Annotated in this window: 8 protein-coding genes; 7 read left to right on the plus strand and 1 reads right to left on the minus strand. The window is 72.6% G+C overall.

Annotated features, from left to right (window positions below):
• Positions 1-63 precede the first annotated feature (63 nt).
• A complete protein-coding gene (locus tag ACFY00_RS00880) occupies positions 64-3,111 on the plus strand; it encodes a bifunctional [glutamine synthetase] adenylyltransferase/[glutamine synthetase]-adenylyl-L-tyrosine phosphorylase (protein ID WP_388025872.1) in 3,048 nt (1,015 codons plus the stop codon).
• A gap of 138 nt (positions 3,112-3,249) precedes the next feature.
• On the opposite strand, the gene ACFY00_RS00885 is transcribed toward ACFY00_RS00880, so the two are convergent.
• The gene (locus ACFY00_RS00885) at positions 3,250-4,200 is read right to left on the minus strand and encodes a phosphatase PAP2 family protein (protein WP_388025874.1); all 951 of its coding nucleotides are present in this window, start codon (positions 4,198-4,200) and stop codon (positions 3,250-3,252) included.
• A gap of 319 nt (positions 4,201-4,519) precedes the next feature.
• Between ACFY00_RS00885 and pulA the strand changes: the two genes are divergently transcribed.
• From pulA to ACFY00_RS00915, 6 genes are all read left to right on the plus strand, one after another.
• Entirely contained in the window at positions 4,520-10,111 is a 5,592-nt protein-coding gene (gene pulA, locus ACFY00_RS00890; protein ID WP_388025875.1) for a pullulanase-type alpha-1,6-glucosidase, read from the plus strand.
• Positions 10,112-10,559: 448 nt separating this feature from the next.
• The gene (locus tag ACFY00_RS00895) at positions 10,560-12,911 is read left to right on the plus strand and encodes a M4 family metallopeptidase (RefSeq protein WP_388025878.1); all 2,352 of its coding nucleotides are present in this window, start codon (positions 10,560-10,562) and stop codon (positions 12,909-12,911) included.
• Positions 12,912-13,094: 183 nt separating this feature from the next.
• Positions 13,095-14,423 (plus strand): ammonium transporter, encoded by a 1,329-nt coding sequence (locus tag ACFY00_RS00900; RefSeq protein ID WP_388025880.1) that lies wholly within the window; start codon positions 13,095-13,097, stop codon positions 14,421-14,423.
• A complete protein-coding gene (locus tag ACFY00_RS00905) occupies positions 14,420-14,758 on the plus strand; it encodes a P-II family nitrogen regulator (protein ID WP_014135467.1) in 339 nt (112 codons plus the stop codon). Before ACFY00_RS00900 ends, ACFY00_RS00905 begins: the two co-directional genes overlap by 4 nt.
• 252 nt (positions 14,759-15,010) lie before the next feature.
• Positions 15,011-16,183, plus strand: a complete 1,173-nt coding sequence (locus tag ACFY00_RS00910; protein ID WP_388025883.1) for a macrolide family glycosyltransferase — start codon at positions 15,011-15,013, stop codon at positions 16,181-16,183.
• A gap of 302 nt (positions 16,184-16,485) precedes the next feature.
• The gene (locus tag ACFY00_RS00915) at positions 16,486-18,600 is read left to right on the plus strand and encodes a carbohydrate-binding module family 20 domain-containing protein (RefSeq protein WP_388025886.1); all 2,115 of its coding nucleotides are present in this window, start codon (positions 16,486-16,488) and stop codon (positions 18,598-18,600) included.
• The last annotated feature ends 88 nt before the right edge of the window (positions 18,601-18,688 follow it).

Consider the following 18,688-nt stretch of genomic DNA (forward strand, 5'->3'; position numbering starts at 1 on the left):
GCCGGGGCCGGTGGGAACGTACGCTCAGGACAGCAGGGCGCCAAGACGGGAGGCGGGACGACGGTGGAGGAACGGGCCGGGAGCCGGGTCAGCCGGCTGGAGACCCGACTGGTGCGGCGGGGCTTCTCCGATCCGGACCAGGCGGTGCGGCTGCTCGGCGAACCGGCGCTGCACGGCCTCGCCGCCGACCCGGTGCTGCTGGACGCGCTGGGCGCCGCCGCCGACCCGGACCAGGCGCTGCTGGGCCTGGCCCGGCTGCTGGAGGCGCTGGACCCGCACGAGCGGCACACCCTGCGCGACACCCTGACCGCCTCCAAGCCGCTGCGCGACCGGCTGCTGGGCGTCCTGGGCGCGTCGACCGCGCTCGCCGACCACCTGGCCCGGCACCCCCGCGACTGGCACGCCCTGGTCTCCTTCGAACTGCGCGACATCCACCCCGGACGCGGCGACTTCCTCGGCGAGCTCACCCGCCGGGTGTGGGCCGAACCGGACGCCGACCGGGCCGACGCGCTGCGCGCCGCCTACCGGCGCTGCCTGCTGGCCATCGCGGCCCGCGACCTGTCCGGCACCACCGACCTGCCGCAGGCCGCCGCCGAGCTCGCCGACCTGGCCGGCGCCACCCTGCAGACCGCCCTGGACATCGCCGCCGAGCAGGACCCGGACGCCGCCGCGGCCTGCCGCCTGGCCGTGATCGGGATGGGCAAGTGCGGCGGCCGGGAGCTCAACTACGTCTCCGACGTGGACGTGATCTTCGTCGCGGAGGCCCGGGAGGGGGTCGAGGAGCACAGGGCCGTGCAGGCCGCCACCCGGCTCGCCGCGCACGCGATGCGGCTGTGCTCCGCCACCACCGGCGAGGGCACCATCTGGCCGGTCGACGCCAACCTGCGCCCCGAGGGCCGCAACGGCCCGCTGGTGCGGACCCTGGCCAGCCACCTCGCCTACTACCAGCGCTGGGCCAAGACCTGGGAGTTCCAGGCCCTGCTGAAGGCCCGCCCGATCGCCGGCGACCCCGAGCTCGGCCGCGCCTACGCCGCGGCCATCGCCCCGCTGGTGTGGCAGGCCGCGGCCCGGGAGAACTTCGTCACCGACGTCCAGCAGATGCGCCGCCGGGTGGTCGACGCGATCCCGGCCGGGGAGGTCGACCGGCAGCTGAAGCTGGGCCCCGGCGGCCTGCGCGACGTCGAGTTCGCCGTCCAACTGCTGCAGCTCGTGCACGGGCGCACCGACGAGGCGCTGCGCAGCGGCAACACGCTGGAGGCGCTGGCCGCGCTCAGCGCCGGGGGCTACGTCGGGCGGGCCGACGCCGCCTCGCTGGACGCCGCCTACCGCTTCCTGCGGACCCTGGAGCACCGGATCCAGTTGCAGCGGCTGCGCCGCACCCACCTGATGCCCACCGACCCCGCGGACCTGCGCCGCCTGGCCCGCACCATGGCCCCGCTGCTCCAGGGGGACACCCGGGGGGACGGCCCGGTCGCGGCGCTGCAGCGCGCGTGGAAGCGGCACGCGGTGGAGGTGCGGCGGCTGCACGAGCGGCTGTTCTACCGGCCGCTGCTGGACGCCGTCGCCGAACTGCCGGTCGCCGAACTGCGGGTCACCGGCTCCGGCGCCGCCGGGCTCAGCGCCGAGGCCGCCAAGCAGCGCCTGGCCGCCCTCGGCTACGCGGACCCGGCCGCCGCGCTGCGGCACATCTCCGCGCTGGCCTCCGGCGTCAGCCGCAAGGCCGCGATCCAGCGCACCCTGCTGCCGGTGCTGCTCGGCTGGTTCGCCGACTCCGCCGACCCGGACGCCGGGCTGCTCAACTTCCGCCAGGTCTCCGACGCGCTCGGTCGCACCCCCTGGTACCTGCGGCTGCTGCGCGACGAGGGCGCCGCCGCCGAACAGCTCGCCCGCGTCCTGTCCGCCGGGCGGCTGGCCCCCGACCTGCTGCTGCGCGCCCCCGAGGCGGTCGCCATGCTCGGCGACGTCGGCGGCCTGGTGCCGCGCGGCCGGGCCGCCCTGGAGGCGGAGGTGCTGGCCGCCGTCGGCCGGGCCGCCGACCCGGCCGCCGCGGTCGCCGCCGCCCGGGCCGTGCGGCGCCGCGAACTGTTCCGCACCGCCGCCGCCGACGTGCTCGGCCGCCTGGACGAGGACCCGGCCCGCGCCCTCGACCTCGCGGGCGAGGCCCTCACCTCGATCACCACCGCCACCCTGCAGGGCGCGCTGCGCGCCGCGGGCAACGGCTGGGAGGCCCGCAACGGCGAACTGCCCACCCGGATCGCGATCGTCGCGATGGGCCGCTACGGCGGCCACGAACTCGGCTACGGCTCCGACGCGGACGTGCTGTTCGTCCACGAGCCGAGGCCCGGCGTCCGCGACGAGGAGGCGGCGCGGGCCGCCCGCGAGGTGGTCGGCGAACTGCGCACCCTGCTGGCCGCCCCGTCCGTCGAACCCCCGCTGCTGGTCGACGCCGACCTGCGGCCCGAGGGCCGCAACGGCCCGCTGGTGCGCACCCTCAGCTCGTACGCGGCCTACTACGCGCGCTGGTCGCACGCCTGGGAGAGCCAGGCCCTGCTGCGCGCCGAGGCGGCGGCCGGGGACGAGGAGCTGGGCGCGCGCTTCCGCGAGCTGGTCGACCCGCTGCGCTACCCCGCCACGGGCGTCCCCGACCGGGACCTGATGGAGATCCGCCGGATCAAGGCCCGGATCGAGTCCGAGCGGCTGCCGCGCGGCGCCGACCCCACCACCCACACCAAGATCGGCCGCGGCGGGCTGGCGGACGTCGAGTGGACGGTCCAGCTGCTGCAACTGCGGCACGGCCACGAGCTGCCCGCCCTGCGCACCACCCGCACCCGGGCCGCGCTGGCCGCCGCGACGGAGGCCGGGCTGGTCGACCGCGAGGACGCGGAGGTGCTGGACGCGGCCTGGGTGCTGGCCTCGCGGGTGCGGGCCGCGGTGATGCTGGTGCGCGGCCGCGCGGGGGACAGCTTCCCCGGCGACGCGCGGGAGCTGGCGGGGGTGGCGCGCTACCTGGGGTACGGGGTGGGGCACTCGGGGGAGCTGGTGGACGAGTACCGGCGGACGACGCGGCGGGCGCGCCGGGTGGTGGAGCGGCTGTTCTACGGCGGGGAGTAGCGCAAGGGCCCCGGACGCACCGCAGGATCGCGGCGCAGGAGGGTGGTCCGTCCTGTGCCGCGATCCTGCGGGAGGTGCGTGGCCGGTCGCGCGGTTCCCCGCGCCCCTGGTTTCGCGCTCGTCGGTTGCGCGCCAGCGCTACGCGCTGACCTTGGTGTCCCACTGGGCGGGGACGGTGAGTTCCCGGTCGACCGGGTCGCCGGGCCTGCGGGGGAGGCGGTAGACCCAGGTGTGGTAGATCAGGCGGGCGGCGAGGAAGCCGACCGTCAGGCAGATCAGGCCGCCGACCGCGTCTAGCCAGAAGTGGTTGGCGGTGGAGACGATCACGCTGAGGGTGACCAGGGGGTAGGCGAGGCCGAGCAGGCGGACCCAGGTGCGGCGGGCCAGGAAGAAGATGGTGAGGCCGCACCAGGTGGACCAGCCGATGTGCATGGAGGGCATCGCGGCGTACTGGTTGGAGACCGTCGCCCCGGCGCCGGAGGCGAGCGAGCCCCAGGTCTGGTGGAGGGTGACGGTGTCGAGGAAGCCGCCGCCGGTCATCAGGCGGGGCGGGGCCAGCGGGAAGCAGTAGAAGCCGACCAGGGCGATGCCGGTGGTGACGAACAGCACCGTCCGGGAGGCGGCGTAGCGGCCGGGGTGGGAGCGGTAGAGCCAGACCAGCACGCCGATGGTGACGATGAAGTGCAGGGTGGCGTAGTAGTAGTTCATCCCGACGATGAGCCAGGTGACCGAGTTCACGCCGTGGTTGACGGAGCGCTCGACGGCGATGCCGAGGGTGTGCTCCAGGTTCCAGACCCAGGTGGCGTGCTTCTGGGCGATCGAGGCCTGCTCGGGGACCGCGTTGCGGACCAGCGAGTACAGCCAGTAGCTGAGGCCGATCAGGGCGAGCTCGAAGAGCAGGTGCGGGCGGCGCGGGGTGCGGCGCTGCTCGCGCAGGCGGCTGCGGACGGCGGCGGCGGGCGACTGGGCGACGCGGGTGGCTCCGGCGGGCGTGCGGGGGGTGTGCTCCGGGCCCGGGTCGGAACCGCCGTGCGTGGTCCGGTCGGCACGTTCGGCGCCGGCTGTCTGGATCTCGGTCGGTTCCCCCATGGGGGAGAAGTCTGCCAGACCGGGTGTGGCCGCTTGCTCATCCTCCGGTCGGGGATTCTTCACCGACTGTCCCCCTACGGGGGTAGGGGTCGATCGGTTTTCGAGGCGCATGCGCTCCATTGTGGCGCGCGGGTTACGAGGGGTCGAACCGGGGTCAGGTTCGGGTACGGACCGTTGGGGCGGCGGGGGCGGGGCTCAGGTCACGACTCGGTACGACTCGCCGTCGAAACCCCTTTCACATCTTGCTGAAACATCTTGCAGGGCGCTAGGTTCCACGCCACCCACCCTTGCCCGAGCGCCCCCGAGGGAGAGCCCTGCCGTGGCCGACGCCCCGTACCGCCCCCAGCGCCGCACCACCCCGTACCGCCGCCCCGGACGGGCCGCCGTCCTGGTGGCCGCCTCGCTGATCGCCGCGACCCTGGGCGCCGTCCCGCTGGCCGCCGCCGCCGCGCCGCCCGCCCCGCCGTCCGACAAGGACCTGGCGGCCACCGCGACCCGGCACGACCTGACCCGCGAACAGTTCTACTTCGTGCTGCCGGACCGCTTCGCCAACGGCAGCACCGGCAACGACACCGGCGGGATCACCGGCGGCCGGATGGACAACGGCCTCGACCCGGCCGACAAGGGCTTCTACCACGGCGGCGACCTGCAGGGCCTGATCGACAAGCTCGACTACATCCAGGACCTCGGCACCACCGCGATCTGGATGGCGCCGATCTTCAAGAACCAGCCCGTGCAGGGCGCGGGGGCGGACGCCTCGGCCGGCTACCACGGCTACTGGATCACCGACTTCACCCAGGTCGACCCGCACTTCGGCACCAACGCCCAGCTCAAGGAGCTGATCGACAAGGCGCACAAGCGCGGCATCAAGGTCTTCTTCGACGTCATCACCAACCACACCGCGGACGTCATCGACTACGCGGAGAAGACGTACGACTACCGCACCGAGGGCGCCTACCCGACCCTGGACGCGGACGGCAACCCGGTCGACGAGACCGCGATCGCCGACGCCCGGGCGCAGTGGCCGAGCACCGGCAAGGACTCCTTCCCCTACACCCCGGTCTTCCGCGACCGGGCGGGCGAGACGGCCAAGACCCCGTCCTGGCTGAACGACCCGTCGCTGTACCACAACCGCGGCAACTCGACCTTCGTCGGCGAGTCCGCCACCGAGGGCGACTTCTCCGGCCTGGACGACCTGGACACCCAGAACCCGAAGGTCGTCGCGGGGATGGAGAAGATCTACCAGCAGTGGGTCGCCGAGACCGGCGTCGACGGCTTCCGGATCGACACCGTCAAGCACGTCAACCTGGCGTTCTGGGAGCAGTGGGCGCCTGCGCTGAAGCAGTTCGCCGCGCAGCAGGGCAACAGGAAGTTCTTCATGTTCGGCGAGGTGTACTCGGGCGACCCGGCCGTCACCTCCCCGTACGTGACCAAGGGCAAGCTGCAGGCCACCCTGGACTTCGCGTTCCAGGAGGCGGCCCGCACGTACGTCTCGCAGAACGGCTCGGCCAAGGCGCTCAGCGAGCTGTACGCGCAGGACTACCGGTACACCACCGCCGACACCGACGCCTACGAGCTGCCGACCTTCCTCGGCAACCACGACATGGGCCGCTTCGGCTCCTTCCTGCAGAGCGACAACCCGGGGGCGTCCAACGAGGCGCTGCTGGCCAAGGACCGGCTCGCCAACGAGCTGCAGTTCCTCACCCGCGGCCAGCCGGTGGTCTACTACGGCGACGAGCAGGGCTTCACCGGCGCGGGCGGCGACAAGGACGCCCGGCAGGACATGTTCGCCTCGAAGACCCCCTCGTACAACACCGACACCGTCATCGGCGGCACCCCGGGCTCGAAGGACCGCTACGGCACCGACGGCGCGCTCTACCAGGGCATCGCGGGCCTGGCGAAGCTGCGCAAGGACCACCCGGCGCTGGCCGACGGCGCGCAGGTCGAGCGGTACGCGGCGGACGGGCCGGGCGTGTACGCGTTCTCCCGGATCGACGCCAAGGAGCAGGTCGAGTACCTGGCGGCGGTCAACAACGCGGCCGAGGCGAAGACCGTCACGCTGGACACCTTCTCCGCGGGCATGGACTTCGACGGCCTGTACGGCTTCGGCGGCAGGGTCACCAGCGGCGCGGACGGCAAGGTGACGGTCACCGTCCCGGCGATGTCCTCGCTGGTGCTGAAGGCGAGGCACAAGCTGGCCAAGCCCGCGGCCGGTCCCTCGATCACGGCCGTCGCGCCCGCCGACGGCGCGTACGGCACCGTCACGCTGGGCGCGAACGTGCCCGGCGGCGGGTTCAACCGGGTCACCTTCGCCGCGCAGGTCGGCGACGGGGCCTGGCAGACGCTGGGGACCGCCGACAACGGGACGTCCGGCTCCGCCGGCCACGTCACTTTCCGGGTCACGCAGAACCTGGACGGGGTCGCGCCGGGCACGGTCGTCCGGTTCAAGGCGGTCGTCGAGGACTCGGCGGGCCGACTGGCCTCCACCACCGGGCAGTTCACCACCGGCCAGCAGGCCCCGACGCCCGCGCCCAGCGCGGTCTCGCGCGAGTACGCGGTGGTGCACTACCAGCGGCAGGACGGGAACTACGACGGCTGGAACCTGTACACCTGGGGCGACATCGCCGACGGCGAGGCGACCACCTGGCCGGAGGGCCACGGCTTCGTCGGGCGGGACGCGTACGGGGCGTTCGCGTACGTGAAGCTCAAGGGCGGGGCGTCCGACGTCGGGTTCGTGGTGGAGAAGAACGGCACCAAGGACGTCGACCAGGACCGGCACGTCGACATCTCCGCCACCGGCGAGGTGTGGATCAAGGAGGGCGACGCCACCGTCCGCACCACCAACCCGGACGCGGCGCAGCCGGTGCCGGAGGGCAAGGCGGTCATCCACTACCGGCGGGCCGACGGCAACTACACCGGCTGGGGCCTGCACGACTGGACCGGCGCGGCCGCGCCCACCGACTGGGGCAACCCGCTGCTGCCCGCCCGGCAGGACGCGTTCGGCGCGGTCTTCGAGGTGCCGCTGGCCGAGGGCGCGACCAGCCTCAGCTACATCATCCACAACGGCGGCGACAAGGACCTGCCGCAGGACCAGTCGCTGAACTTCGCCACCTCCGGCCGGGAGATCTGGATCATCGGCGGCCAGGAGGGCTACCTGCTGCCGCAGAGCGCGGGCGCCTCCTCGCAGCTCGACCTGGGCTCGGCGAAGGCCCAGTGGATCGACGCGAGCACCGTCGTGGTGCCCGCCAACTACGGTGCGGCGGAAGCCCAGTTGAAGGGCGGCACCAGCGCCCAGCTGATCTACGACCCCGAGGGCGGGCTGAGCGTCGACAAGGGCGTGCTCTCCAAGCCCGGTCACTGGATCCGGCTCACCCCGGCGGCCGGTCTCACCGACGCCCAGAAGGCGAAGTTCCCGCACCTGGCCGGGTACCGGGCGTTCACCGTCGACCCGCGCGACGCGGGCCGGATCACCAACGCGCTGCGCAGCCAGCTGGTCTTCACCGAGCACCTGCCGAACGGCGCCCCGCTCGCGGCGACCGGCGTGCAGACCCCCGGCGTGCTGGACGACCTGTACGCGGGCAGGGCGGCCTCGGCGCAGCTGGGCCCGGTGTACTCGGCGGGCGACGGCAAGGGCAACAACGGCAACGGCAACGGCAACGGCAACGGGAAGGGCAAGGGCGACAGGCGGAAGGTGACGCTGTCGCTGTGGGCGCCGACCGCGACCGAGGTGGCGGTGCAGCTGTTCGACAAGGCGAGCGGCGGCAGCCCGCGGACGGTGCCGCTGAAGCGCGACGACGCGTCCGGCGTCTGGTCGCTGACCGGGGACGCCAAGGACCTGGACGGCAAGTACTACCTGTACCAGGTCAAGGTGTGGGCGCCGAGCGTGCAGCAGGTGGTCACCAACCTGGTCACCGACCCGTACTCGACCGCGCTGTCCGCCGACTCCAAGCGCAGCCTGGTCGCCGACCTGTCCTCGGACGCGACCAAGCCCAAGGGCTGGGACCAGCACCGCAGCCCGGAGGCGATCCCGGCGGTCAAGCAGCAGATCCAGGAACTGCACGTGCGGGACTTCTCGGTCGGCGACAGCACCGTGCCGGCCGACGAGCGGGGCACCTACCTGGCGTTCACGCAGTCCAGGTCGGCGGGCATGCAGCACCTGAAGGACCTGGCCAAGGCCGGGGTGACCACGATCCACCTGCTGCCGACCTTCGACATCGCCACCATCCGGGAGAACCGGGCCGACCAGAAGCTCCCGGCCTGCGACCTGTCCGCGCTGGCCGCCGACTCGGACAAGCAGCAGGAGTGCGTGGCGGCGGTGCAGGCCGACGACGCCTACAACTGGGGCTACGACCCGCTGCACTACACCGTCCCGGAGGGCTCGTACGCCACCGACCCGAACGGCACGGCACGCTCCGAGCAGTTCCGCGCGATGGTGCAGGCGATGCACGAGGCGGGCCTGCGGGTGGTGCTGGACGTGGTGTACAACCACACTGCGGCGGCCGGGCAGGACGACAAGTCGGTGCTCGACAAGGTCGTCCCCGGCTACTACCAGCGGCTCAGCGACAGCGGGAAGGTCACCACCGACTCCTGCTGCGCCGACACCGCGCCCGAGCACGCCATGATGAACAAGCTGGTCGTGGACTCGGTGGTGACCTGGGCCAAGCAGTACCGGGTGGACGGCTTCCGGTTCGACCTGATGGGCCTGGACCCGAAGTCGACCATGCTGGACGTGCAGTCGGCGCTGCGGGCGCTGACCTCGCAGAAGGACGGCGTCGACGGGAGGAACGTCTTCCTGTACGGCGAGGGCTGGAACTTCGGCACCGTCGCCAACGACGCCCGGTTCGTCCAGGCCACCCAGGCCAACATGGCCGGGACCGGCATCGCGACCTTCAACGACCGGATCCGGGACGCCGGGCGCGGCGGCAACTACGAGCTGTCCTCGGCCCCGCAGCAGGGCTTCGCCTCCGGCCTGTTCACCGACCCCAACGGCTCGGACGCCAACGGCACCCCCGAGCAGCAGAAGGCCCGGCTGCTGCACCAGATGGACCAGGTCAAGGTCGGCCTGACCGGCAACCTGGCGGCGTACGGGTTCACCGACAGCAGCGGCAAGCCGGTCACCGGCGGCGGCGTCGACTACAACGGCTCGCCGACCGGCTACGCGGCCAACCCCGGCGAGGCGGTGGAGTACCTGGACGCGCACGACAACGCGGACCTGTACGACGCGCTGGCGTTCAAGCTGCCGCAGGGCACCTCGCCCGCCGACCGGGCCCGGATGCAGGCGCTGGGCCTGTCGCTGACCGCGCTGAGCCAGGGCCCGGGCTTCGCCCAGGCGGGCAGCGACCTGATGCGCTCGAAGTCGCTGGACGCCAACTCCTTCGACTCCGGCGACTGGTTCAACGCGATCGACTGGGACTGCAAGCTCGGCAACGGCTGGGGCCGCGGCCTGCCGATGGCGGCCGACAACCAGTCGATGTGGGCCCGCGACAAGCAGCTGCTGGCCGACCCGAAGCTGCGGATGGGCTGCAACGAGACGGGCGCCAGCACCGCCATCTACCAGCAGTTCCTGACGATCCGGCAGTCCTCGCCGCTGTTCGCCCTCGCCAGCACGGCGGAGGTGCAGCGCCGGCTGTCCTTCCCGCTGTCGGGCACCGCGGGGGAGGACCCGGGCGTGATCACCATGCACCTGGACGGCACCGGGCTGAAGGGCGCCGAGAAGGGCATCACGGTGGTCTTCAACGCCACCCCGACCGCGCAGACCCAGACCGTGGCGGGCCTGCGCGGCAGCAAGCAGGAGCTGCACAAGGTGCAGGCGAAGGGCAGCGACCCGGTGGTCAAGCAGGCGTCCTTCGACCCGGCCTCGGGCACCTTCACGGTGCCGGGCCGGACGGTGGCGGTGTTCGTCCAGAACTGATGGTTTCCCAGCGGTAACAGGGGCCTCACCTCCGGGTGGGGCCCCGCAGCGCGTTGGCCGAAAACCGACGGTGCGCGGAGAGGTTTGGCACCGGTCTTCCCGGATGCGTCCCACATGCCGGACCATGAGGGGCCGCCGGAGAGGTCTCGGTGCGGTCACTAATCGGTCAATCCATGGCATGCATCTGTCATTCATGAGGTGTTTGCTGCCACGATTCCCCCGGCTGCGAACCGACAGGTAGCCCCAACTCCCGCACCCCGCCGGTGGGTTCCTCCCGAGGACGCCGGCGGCCGCAGCTCGGCACGCGTAACCCCAGCGTGCCCGGTACCGCGTACTTGCACCGCACCCCGCGCCGCGAACCGGCGGCAGGGGCCCCCGCTGCGCCGCAACCGCGGCCAGATTCTCTCCACCGCTCGTGACCCCGCGACGGTCGGTAAAGGAGTCCCGCATGTCTCGCCGCACGCATGTCCGCGTGAGCACGGCCGCCCTGGCGGCCACCACTGCCCTGCTGGTGACCGCGATCCCCGTGGCAGTGGCCCAGGCCGCCCCCGCCGCACCCTCCCCGGCCGGCCAGGTCGCCTCCCAGCAGGCCGCCGCCGGACAGGCCCAACTGCTCTCCGACGCGGGCAGCCGCTCCGCCGCCTTCGCCCAGGGCCTGGGCCTGGGCGCCCAGGAGAAGCTGGTGGTCAAGGACGCGTCCAAGGACGCCGACGGCACCCAGCACTTCCGCTACGAGCGCACCTACGGCGGACTGCCCGTCCTCGGCGGCGACCTGATCGTCCACCAGGCCGCCAACGGCACCACCAAGGGCGTCGACCGGGCCTCCACCGCCTCGCTGGACGGCCTGTCCACCACCCCGAAGCTGGCCGCCGCCAAGGGCCAGGCCGCCGCGCTGGCCGCCCAGGCGGGCTCCTCCCTGGAGACGGCGCCCCGCCTGGTGGTCTGGGCCGCCGACAACCACCCGCGGCTGGCCTGGGAGACCGTGGTCTCCGGCGTCCAGGAGGACGGCACCCCGAGCAAGCTGCACGTGGTCACCGACGCCACCAGCGGCGACGTGATCCAGAAGTGGGAGGGCGTGCAGACCGGCACCGGCAACGGCGTCTTCGTTGGCAGCGTCACCCTCGGCACCTCGCAGTCGGGCTCCAACTACCAGCTCAAGGACCCGACCCGCGGCAACATGTACACCACCAACCTGAACAACGGGACCAGCGGCACCGGCACGCTGTACTCGAAGACCACCGACAGCTGGGGCGACGGCACCGTCTCCAACAAGGAGTCCGCGGCCGTCGACGCCCACTACGGCGTCGCGATGACCTGGGACTACTACAAGAACACCTTCGGCCGCAACGGCATCCGCAACGACGGCGTCGGCGCGTACAGCCGCGTGCACTACGGCAGCAACTACGTCAACGCGTTCTGGGACGACAGCTGCTTCTGCATGACCTACGGCGACGGCGCCTCCAACACCCACCCGCTGACCGAACTCGACGTCGCGGGCCACGAGATGACGCACGGCGTCACCTCCAACACCGCGGGCCTGAACTACTCGGGCGAGTCCGGCGGCCTCAACGAGTCCACCTCGGACGTGTTCGGCACCATGGTCGAGTTCTACGCGAACCTGCCCAAGGACAACCCGGACTACCTGATCGGCGAGCTGATCAACATCAACGGCGACGGCACGCCGCTGCGCTACATGGACAAGCCCTCCAAGGACGGCTCCTCGGCCGACTCCTGGTACAGCGGCGTCGGCAACCTCGACGTCCACTACTCCTCCGGCGTCGGCAACCACCTCTTCTACCTGCTGGCCGAGGGCAGCGGCGCCAAGACCATCAACGGCGTCAGCTACAACTCGCCGACCGCCAACAGCATCACCGTCACCGGCATCGGCCGGGACAAGGCCGCCGCCATCTGGTACCGGGCGCTCACCACCTACTGGACCTCCACCACCAACTACGCCAGCGCCCGGGCCGGCATGCTCTCCGCCGCCACCGACCTGTACGGCTCCGGCTCCGCCGAGTACAACGCCACCGCCACCGCCTGGGCCGCCGTCAACGTCGGCTCGCTGCCCAGCACCGGCGGCCCGACCGTCACCAGCCCCGGCAACCAGTCGACCGCGGTCAACGGCGCCGTCAGCCTGCAGATCAAGGCCACCGGCGGCACCGCGCCGCTCAGCTACTCGGCCACCGGGCTGCCCACCGGCCTGTCGATCAACGCCTCCACCGGCCTGATCAGCGGCACCGCCACCGCGGCCGGGACGTACAACGTCACCGTCACCGCCAAGGACGCCGCCAACAAGACCGGCACCGCCTCCTTCACCTGGACCGTCACCTCCGGCGGCGGCACCGGCTGCACCCCGGCCCAGCTGCTCGGCAACCCGGGCTTCGAGACCGGCACCGCCGGCCCCTGGACGGCCTCCTCCGGCGTGGTGGACAACTCCTCCTCCGAGGCCGCGCACAGCGGCTCCTGGAAGGCCTGGATGGACGGCTACGGCTCCGCCCACACCGACAGCCTCTCGCAGACCGTGAGCATCCCGGCCGGGTGCAAGGCCACCTTCAGCTACTGGCTGCACATCGACACCGCCGAGACCGGCAGCACCGCGTACGACAAGCTGACCGTGACCGTCAACGGCACCACGGTCGCGACCCACTCGAACGTCAACGCGGCCACCGGCTACACCCAGAAGAGCATCGACCTGTCGGCCTACGCGGGCCAGAGCGTCACGGTGAAGTTCAACGCGGTCGAGGACTCCTCGCTGCAGACCTCCTTCGTGATCGACGACACCGCCGTCCAGACCGGCTGAACCCGGTAGCCCACCGGGGCCCGGCAGCCGCACCGCAGCGGCTGCCGGGCCCCGGCGCGTCCGGGCGCGCCGGGGCCGCGGGGGTGTCCGAGCGGTGAGATCCCGGAAACCCCCGGGCAACACGAAACACCGCCGAAACACCGGTGACGGCGGCGCGAAATCCAGCCCGGCGACACTCCCCGCATGCTCCTCGCTGACTCCCCACCCACCCTGGACAGCGGCGACACCGCCTGGCTGCTGGCCTGCACCGCGCTCGTGCTGCTGATGACACCGGGCCTGGCGCTGTTCTACGGCGGCATGGTGCGCACCAAGAGCGTGCTCAACATGATCATGATGAGCTTCGTGTCGATCGCCGTGGTCACCGTGGTCTGGCTGCTGGCCGGCTACTCGCTGGCCTTCGGCAAGGACGCGGGCTGGGGCCTGATCGGCTCGCTCGACCACCTCGGCATGGCCGGGATCACCCCGCACAGCCTCACCGGGGACGTCCCCACCCTGCTGTTCGCGACCTTCCAGCTGACCTTCGCGATCATCACCGCCGCGCTGGTCTCCGGCGCCATCGCCGACCGCGCCAAGTTCGGCTCCTGGGTCGCCTTCACCGCCGTGTGGACGCTGCTGGTCTACGTCCCGGTCGCGCACTGGGTGTTCGCCCCCGACGGCTGGATCCTCAAGCACCTCGGCGCCCTCGACTTCGCGGGCGGCACCGTCGTCGAGGTCAACTGCGGCGCCAGCGGCCTCGCCCTGGCCCTGCTGCTGGGCCCGCGCCTCGGCTTCCGGAAGGAGGCGATGCGCCCGCACAACCTGCCGCTGGTGCTGCTGGGCGCGGGCCTGCTCTGGTTCGGCTGGTTCGGCTTCAACGGCGGCTCCGCGATGGGCGCCAACGGCCTGGCCGCCGCCGCGGTCCTCAACACCCAGGCGGCGGGCTGCGCGGGCCTGCTCGGCTGGCTGGTGGTGGAGAAGAGGCGCGACGGCCACGCCACCACCCTCGGCGCCGCCTCCGGCGCGGTCGCCGGACTGGTCGCCATCACCCCCTCCTGCGGCAGCGTCGACCTGTTCGGCGCCCTGGTCATCGGCCTGGCCGCCGGGGTGGTCTGCTGCTACGCCGTCAGCTGGAAGTTCCGCCTCGGCTACGACGACTCGCTCGACGTGGTCGGCGTGCACTTCGTGGCCGGCGTCCTCGGCACCGCGCTGATCGGCCTGTTCGCCACCGCCGCGATGACCGGCGGCCCCGCCGGACTGCTGCACGGCGGCGGCCCCGGCCAGCTCTGCAGGCAACTGGTCGCGGTGCTGGTGGTCGCCGGGTACGCGTTCGGCATGACGTACGGCATCGGGCGGGCGATCGACCGGGTGATGGGCTTCCGGGCCGCGCCCGAGCACGAACTCACCGGCCTGGACCTCGCCGTGCACGCCGAGAACGCGTACGATCACGGCGTCCTGGGCCACGGCTCCGCCAGCGCCCACGCCAGCGTGCACCCGCACGGTGCGCCCGCCTCCGACAGGACCCGCACGGTATGAAGCTGATCACCGCCGTCGTCAAGCCGTTCAAGCTGGACGAGGTCAAGACCGCGCTGCAGGAACTCGGCGTGCACGGCCTGACCGTCACCGAGGCCAGCGGCTACGGGCGGCAGCACGGCCACACCGAGGTGTACCGCGGCGCGGAGTACCGGATCGACCTGGTGCCGAAGGTCCGGATCGAGGTGGTGGTGGAGGACGAGGACGCCGAGCGGGTCACCGACGCGATCGTGGCCGCCGCCCGGACCGGGAAGATCGGCGACGGCAAGGTCTGGGTGGTGCCGGTGGACGGCATCGTCCGGGTCCGCACCGGCGAGCGCGGGCCGGACGCGGTCTGACGGTACGCCAATCCGATTGCGGCCCCCGGGAGTTGCGGCTCCCGGGGCCGCTCGCGCCGGTTAATCGGATGCGGGTCCGCCGGTCCCGGGCTATGGTCCCGGTATGTCCTCCTTCCACCAGATCTACGGCTGACGCGGCCGGGGCAGCGCCCCGAGCCCGTGCGTCCCGCCCGCCCGCGCGCCCTTCGGCGGCGCCCCGGCGGCGCAGTGTGTTGTCCACGCCCCCGTAGAACGGAAGCAGGTGCTCTCCGCATGACCCGTCGTGCCCACATCGCCATGGTCGGCATCCCGGCCGTCAGCCACGTCCGCCCCAGCCTGGAGGTGATCCGCGAGCTGGTCGCCCGCGGCCACCGGGTGACGTACGTCAACGACCCCGCGGTCGCCGAACTGATCACGCCCACCGGCGCCGAGCTCGTCCCGCACCCCTCCACCCTGCCGGTCGCCGACCACGACTGGCCCGAGGACGCGATCGGCGCCATGCGCCTCTTCCTGGAGGACGCGATCGCGATGCTGCCGAGGCTGCGCGCGCACTACGACGCGGACCCGGCCGACCTCTACCTGTACGACATCGGGGCCTACGCGGCCCGGGCGCTGGCCGAGGCGCAGCGGCGGCCGGTCGTGCAGCTCTCGCCGACGATCGTCGGCTGGGAGGGGTACCAGCAGGAGGTCGGCGGGCAGTTGCGCGAACTGCCCGGCGCCGACGCCTACTTCGCCCGCTTCGCCGAGTGGCTGGCGGGCAGCGGCGCCACCACGCTCGACGTGGACGCGTTCTCCGGGCGGCCCGCCCGGGCCGTCGCGATGATCACCGAGGCGATGCAGCCGCACGCCGACCGGGTCGACCGCACGGCGGTGGACTTCGTCGGCCCCTGCTTCGACCTGCGGGCCGAGCAGGGCGGTTGGCGGCGCCCGGCCGGGGCGGAGAAGGTGCTGCTGGTCTCGCTCGGCTCGGCGTTCACCCGGCAGCCGGAGTTCTACCGCCACTGCCTGGCCGCCTTCGGCGACCTGCCCGGCTGGCACCTGGTGCTGCAGATCGGCAGGCACACCGACCCGGCGGAGCTCGGCGAGGTCCCGCCCGGCGTCGAGGTGCACCCCTGGGTGCCGCAGCGGGCGGTGCTGGCGCAGGCCGACGCCTTCGTCACGCACGCCGGGATGGGCGGCTGCGGGGAGGGGCTGCTCGCCGGGGTGCCGATGATCGCGGTGCCGCAGGCCGCCGAGCAGTTCATGAACGCCGACCGGCTGGTCGAGCTCGGCGTGGCCCGCCGGATCGACACCGCGGACGCCACGCCGCAGGCGCTGCGGGACGCGCTGGCCGAGCTGGTCGGGGACCCGCGGGTGGCGGCCCGTTCGCGGGAGCTGAGCGCGCGGGCGAAGTCCGAGGGCGGCACCGCCCGCGCCTGCGACCTGATCGAGCAGCGGCTGGGCTGAGTCCGCCGGAGCCCTCCGGGGCGCGCCGGTCCACCGTTGACGAACGGTCAGCGGCGGGCCGGCGCGTCCGTTTTTTCTCATCCGGAACGGCTCGCGGCCTCCCTTGACGGGCGTCCGGGCGGACCCTATGGTCATGCCACTGCAAGTTTCCAGCAAGTTTCAACGTTCTTGCGGAATGCTTGCAGCAGCGACCCTCCCCCCGTCGCGCTGACGGCACCACCCCCGCCGTCGCGGCCCCCCACCCTGCCGCCTCCCGTTCCGCGACCTGCGTCCGCGGCCCGGGCTTCCCCCAGGAGTGCCCCTTGCCCCCCTCCGCCCCCGCCCGCGGACGGCGCCTCGCCGCCACCACCACCGCGCTCGCGGCGCTCGGCCTCTCGGTCGGCGCCGGGTTCGCGCTCGCGCCCACCGCCACCGCCACCCCGCCGGGCGGCAAGGACGTCACCGCCACCCTGTTCGAGTGGAAGTTCGACTCGGTGGCCAAGGCCTGCACCGACACCCTCGGCCCCAAGGGCTACGGCTTCGTCGAGGTCTCCCCGCCCCAGGAGCACATCCAGGGCGCCCAGTGGTGGACCTCCTACCAGCCCGTCAGCTACAGGATCGCGGGCCGGCTCGGCGACCGCACCTCGTTCCAGAACATGGTGAACACCTGCCACGCCGCGGGCGTCAAGGTGATCGCCGACGCGGTGGTCAACCACATGACCGCGGGCAGCGGCACCGGCACCGGCGGCACCGCCTACACCAAGTACAACTACCCGGGCTTCTACCAGGACCAGGACTTCCACTCCTGCCGGACGCAGATCAGCAACTACGCCGACCGCTCCAACGTCCAGAACTGCGAGCTGGTCGGTCTGGCCGACCTGAACACCGGCTCGAGCTACGTCCAGCAGACCATCGCCACCTACCTGAACGACCTGCTCGCGCTGGGCGTCGACGGCTTCCGGATCGACGCCGCCAAGCACATCGCCGCGAGCGACCTGGCCGCCATCAAGTCCAAGGTGAGCAACCCGAACGCCTACTGGGTGCAGGAGGTCATCTACGGCGCGGGCGAGGCCGTCCAGCCCTCCGAGTACACCGGCAACGGCGACGTCGACGAGTTCCGCTCCGCGACCTGGCTGAAGAGCGCCTTCAACGGCGGCAGGATCTCCGACCTGCAGAGCTGGGGCAGCGGCCTGCTCGGCTCCGCCCAGGCCCGCACCTTCGTCGACAACTGGGACACCGAGCGCAACGGCTCGACCCTGACCTACAAGTACGGCTCCGCCTACACGCTGGCCAACGTCTTCCTGCTGGCGAACCCGTACGGCTCGCCGAACGTCTACTCCGGCTACGCGTTCAGCGGCAACGACGACGGCCCGCCCAACGGCGGCACCGTCAACGCCTGCTACCAGGACGGCTGGAACTGCACCCACGCCTGGCGCCAGGTCGCCAACATGGTCGGCTTCCGCAACGCGGTCTCCGGCACCGGGATGACCAACTGGTGGTCCAACGGCAACAACGCGATCGGCTTCGGCCGCGGCAGCAAGGGCTACGTGGCGATCAACCGGGAGTCCGGCGCGATCACCCAGACCTTCCAGACCTCGCTGCCGGCCGGCAGCTACTGCGACGTCCAGCACGGCGACCCGGTGAACGGCGGCTGCACCGGCCCGAGCTACACCGTCGGCGCGGACGGCAGGTTCACCGCCACCGTCGCCGCGGGCGAGGCGGTCGCCCTGTACGTCGGCGCGGGCGGCGGCTCCACCGCGACCCCGACCCCGTCGGCCTCCGCGACCCCGAGCCCGTCGGCCTCCACCGGCAGCAACTCCGCGACCGTCTTCTACTCCACCGACAAGAACTGGTCGGCCTACTACCTGCACTACGCGCCCACCGGCGGCACCTGGACCACCGCCCCCGGCGTCGCGATGACCGCCGCCTGCACCGGCTGGGTCAAGTACACGGCCGCCCTCGGCAGCGCCACCGGCCTCGCCGCCACCTTCAACAACGGCTCCGGTACCTGGGACAACAACAGCAGCGCCAACTACGCGCTGGGCACCGGCAACGTCACCGTCAAGGACGGCGTGATCGGCTCCGGCGACCCGTGCGCCACCGCCTCGCCTAGCCCGGCCCCGTCCCCGACGGCCACCTCCGCCACCAGCGGCGCGTCCTTCGCGGTCAACGCCACCACCACGGTCGGCCAGAACGTCTACGTGGTCGGCGACGCGGCCGAGCTGGGCGGCTGGGACACCTCGAAGGCGCTGCCGCTGTCCTCCGCCGCCTACCCGGTGTGGAAGCTGGACGTGGCGATGGGCGCCGGAACCGCCTTCCAGTACAAGTACGTCCGCAAGGACGCCGCCGGGAACGTCACCTGGGAGAGCGGGGCCAACCGCACCGCGACCGTCCCGGCGAGCGGCAAGGTCGTGCTCAACGACACCTGGCGGAACTGACCCCGCGACCGCGGCCGTGAAGTAACGGCCCGGGCGGCCAAACCGCCCGAACGGATGGAATCCCGGTTCCGGGGGAGCCGGGATTCCG

Source organism: Kitasatospora sp. NPDC001540, from assembly GCF_042894345.1.
In the GTDB taxonomy this organism is placed as follows: Bacteria; Actinomycetota; Actinomycetes; order Streptomycetales; family Streptomycetaceae; genus Kitasatospora; species Kitasatospora phosalacinea_C.

What these genes read in the sequence shown, in the direction of transcription:
- ACFY00_RS00910 (WP_388025883.1), top strand. Translation starts at nt 15,011, where the DNA reads ATGACCCGTCGTGCCCACATCGCCATGGTCGGCATCCCGGCCGTCAGC.
- ACFY00_RS00895 (WP_388025878.1), top strand. Translation starts at nt 10,560, where the DNA reads ATGTCTCGCCGCACGCATGTCCGCGTGAGCACGGCCGCCCTGGCGGCC.
- ACFY00_RS00905 (WP_014135467.1), top strand. Translation starts at nt 14,420, where the DNA reads ATGAAGCTGATCACCGCCGTCGTCAAGCCGTTCAAGCTGGACGAGGTC.
- ACFY00_RS00885 (WP_388025874.1), bottom strand. Translation starts at nt 4,200, where the DNA reads ATGGGGGAACCGACCGAGATCCAGACAGCCGGCGCCGAACGTGCCGAC.
- ACFY00_RS00900 (WP_388025880.1), top strand. Translation starts at nt 13,095, where the DNA reads ATGCTCCTCGCTGACTCCCCACCCACCCTGGACAGCGGCGACACCGCC.